This window comes from Gordonia sp. (in: high G+C Gram-positive bacteria) (genome assembly GCF_049299075.1).
In the GTDB taxonomy this organism is placed as follows: Bacteria; Actinomycetota; Actinomycetes; order Mycobacteriales; family Mycobacteriaceae; genus Gordonia.
This window is the reverse complement of sequence record NZ_JBAQWU010000367.1, coordinates 1-3190: the sequence shown is the minus strand read 5'-3', so window position 1 is coordinate 3190 and position 3190 is coordinate 1. Positions and strand designations below refer to the sequence as shown.

General features: G+C 64.4%; 2 protein-coding genes. Both read left to right on the top strand.

All coding sequences use genetic code 11. The features are described from left to right. Positions 1–1138, top strand: a 1138-nt coding sequence (locus WAW85_RS11515; protein ID WP_422559746.1) for an alpha/beta hydrolase, incomplete at its 5' end; no start/stop codon positions are given. Positions 1139–1370: 232 nt separating this feature from the next. Next, on the top strand, positions 1371–3143 hold the full coding sequence (locus WAW85_RS11510) for a BCCT family transporter (protein ID WP_422559745.1): 1773 nt from the start codon (positions 1371–1373) through the stop codon (positions 3141–3143). Positions 3144–3190: the final 47 nt, after the last annotated feature.

Here is a 3190-nt window from a genome sequence, read left to right as displayed (position 1 = left end):
GTCTGTCACAGCACCGGCCCTCGGCTCCCAGGCCGCTCGTCGACATGTGACGACGGTGATAGCGTCGGCCAGTGTGAGCCGCGCAACAACTGTCGACCTGTCCGTTCTTGATCGTGCACAGCGGGGCCTGTTCCGGGTATTCGGGCGGCTGCCTGCCTCGGTACTGGGCCTGGGTGCGCGTTTGACCAAGGTGAATTCCGACGGTGAGCACATCGCGCCGGAGATGGCCGTGGTGGCCGCCGCGACCGCTAATGTTCCTGGGATGGCGTTGACCGGAGTCGATCCGGCGACGGACCGCAAGAAATTGGAGGCGACCAGTGCCTCGATGGCCCAGACCTTCGCGCCGTTCGCCATCGAAGCGGACCTGGTGCTCGACGGGCCCGGCGGCCCGATCGGCGCCACGCGTTATCGCGTCGAAGAGGGAACTCCGCGCGGGCTGATCCTGTTTCTTCACGGTGGCGGCTATGTGGTGGGGAGCCGCGCCAGCCACGACTCGGCCGTGCGCGCGCTGGCCATCGCTTCGGGCGCCGACGTCCTGTCGGTCGACTACCGACTCGCCCCGGAAGCGAAGTTCCCCGCGGCCGTCGACGACAGTCTCGCGGCGTGGTACTTCGCCGTCGCGCGAGCGCCGGAGTGGGGCATTGATCCGGCGAAGATCATCGTCGCCGGCGACTCTGCGGGTGGCTGCCTGGCCGCCGACATCGCGCAAGCCACCCGCGGCGACGACGTCGTGCCAGCCTTGCAGTTGCTGATCTATCCGGTGACCGAGATGGGTGCCCGGACCCGGTCACGGGCGGAGTTCGACGCCGGCTTCTTCCTCACCGGACAGGACCTCGAGTACTTCACCGAGCACTACTTGAGCGATCCGGAGACGGAGCTGGCGGACCCGCGCGTCTCACCGCTGCTGGCCGACGACCTGTCCGGTCTGCCGCCCGCCTACGTGGTCGTGGCTGGCTTTGACCCCCTGCGTGATGAGGGCATCGCCTACGCCGAGGCGATGCGTGCGGCCGGGGTTCCGGTGACGCTGGAGCGCGCGGGTGCGATGATTCACGGCTTCCTCAATATGGGCCTGATCAGCCCTGACGCTCGCGAATACATTGCGCGTATGGGTGCCGCGGTGATCGACGCCGTGGAGTAAGTGGCGTCGCGAAGCGTGATTCGGAGGTAACGGCTCGGCGACGATCCCGCCGGTTTCGCCGCAATGGTTTGCGTTTTTCCAGGTGCTGACCGAGGGTGGTTCGAGATACGTAACCGACTGATAATCGTGACCTACTGAGAATCGTGACTTAAATATGCCGATAACGCCAGAAGATAGCGCCGAGAATTCTGTATCGGGCCACCCGATTCCAGAGTTCGACCACCATCCCGCGATGGCCGGTGTTCCCGCCGATCACCACATCGAGGAGCACGACACCGACGATGAGATCACCGAGAAGCTGCGCCGACAGGGTGTGAAGCTCGGCTGGCAGTCTCTTTCCCCGCGAGTGTTCTGGCCGGCGCTGGTGCTGGTTCTCGCAGTGGTGGCGTTTGCGGTGATCGTGCCGACTGGCACCGGCACCGTATTCGGCGAAATACAGACCTGGATCGTCAAGGAACTGGGCTGGTACTACGTCCTCCTGGTAGCAGGTTTCGTGGTGTTCGCGATCATCGTCGGCATGTCCCGGCTCGGCACTATTACCCTTGGGCGCGACGGGGAGAAGCCCGAGTATTCGACGATGTCGTGGTTCAGCATGCTGTTTGCCGCGGGCATGGGTATCGGACTGGTCTTCTACGGCGTTGCCGAACCGTTGAGCTATGCGACGGTCGCGAGCAAACCGGGCTGGAGTACCGACCAAGCCGAGACGGCGGGTATGTCGATGGCGCAGACCTTTATCCACTGGGGCCTGCACCCGTGGGCGATCTACGCCGTGATCGGCTTGGCGCTCGCCTACGCGGTGCATCGTCGAGGGCGTCCGGTATCCATCCGCTGGGCGCTCGAACCCCTGCTGGGCAATCGCGTCAAAGGTTGGGTCGGCGACCTGATCGACGTCCTGGCCATCCTCGGCACCGTATTCGGTGTGGCGACCTCACTCGGTTTGGGGGTCCAGCAGATCGCCGCCGGCCTCAACGCCGTCGGTCTGGTGGCCGACGCAACCTCGGAGTGGTTGCTGATCGGCCTGATCGTGGTGATCACCTTCATTGCGACGATGTCGGTGGTCAGCGGTATCGGTGCGGGTATCAAGTGGCTGTCCAACATCAATCTGTCACTGGCTAGCGTCTTGCTGGCCTCGGTGCTCGTTCTGGGCCCGACACTGTTTATCCTCCGGAACTTCGTGGAGTCGCTCGGCTTCTACTTTGGAAACCTCTTTCAGATGACGTTCGACGTCGGCGCCTTCCACGGCGAGACCGGTCAGGCGTGGTTCCAGGATTGGACCATCTTCTACTGGGGCTGGTGGATTTCCTGGGCACCGTTCGTGGGTGTCTTCATCGCGCGTATCTCGCGCGGTCGCACAGTGCGCGAGTTCATCGCCGGTGTGCTTCTTGCGCCCACGGTGGTCGGATTCGTGTGGTTCTCGGTGATGGGCGGCGCCGGACTGTTCCGGCAGTTCTTCGACAGTCCGGATCAGCGCCTCGTCGCCGACGGCGCGGAGTCGATTGATGCACCGTCGACGTTGTTCACCGTGCTCGAGGGGCTGCCGCTCGGCCAGGTCTTCTCGGTGCTGGCGATCATCGTGATTGCGTTGTTCTTCATCACCTCGTCGGACTCCGGTTCGTTGGTGGTCGACATGCTTGCCTCCGGCGGACACCCGAACCCGCCGACCTGGTCGCGGGTGCTCTGGTCGATCATCGAAGGAGCGGTGGCGATCTCGCTGCTGCTCGCAGGTGGACTGGGCGCGCTGCAATCGGCGGCGCTGGCCACCGCTCTGCCGTTCTCTATCGTGCTGCTCTTGATGTGTTTCGCCATCGTCAAGGGCCTGCGGTACGAGTACCGGAAGATTCAGCTAACGCAGCGGCGGGAGCGACTGGAACGTGCTGCGGACTACATTTCCGGTGGGGTGATCGAGAGCCTGCCCGAAGACCCGCGCGTGCGCATCTACGTCGACGATCGCATCGACTACCGGCTGTCGCGCACCGAGGGTGCGTTCACCCGCCGAAAGCCCTGATCCGCTCCGGCCCACAGACAAGAGCCGCCGCGGCGAACAGAGCCGCG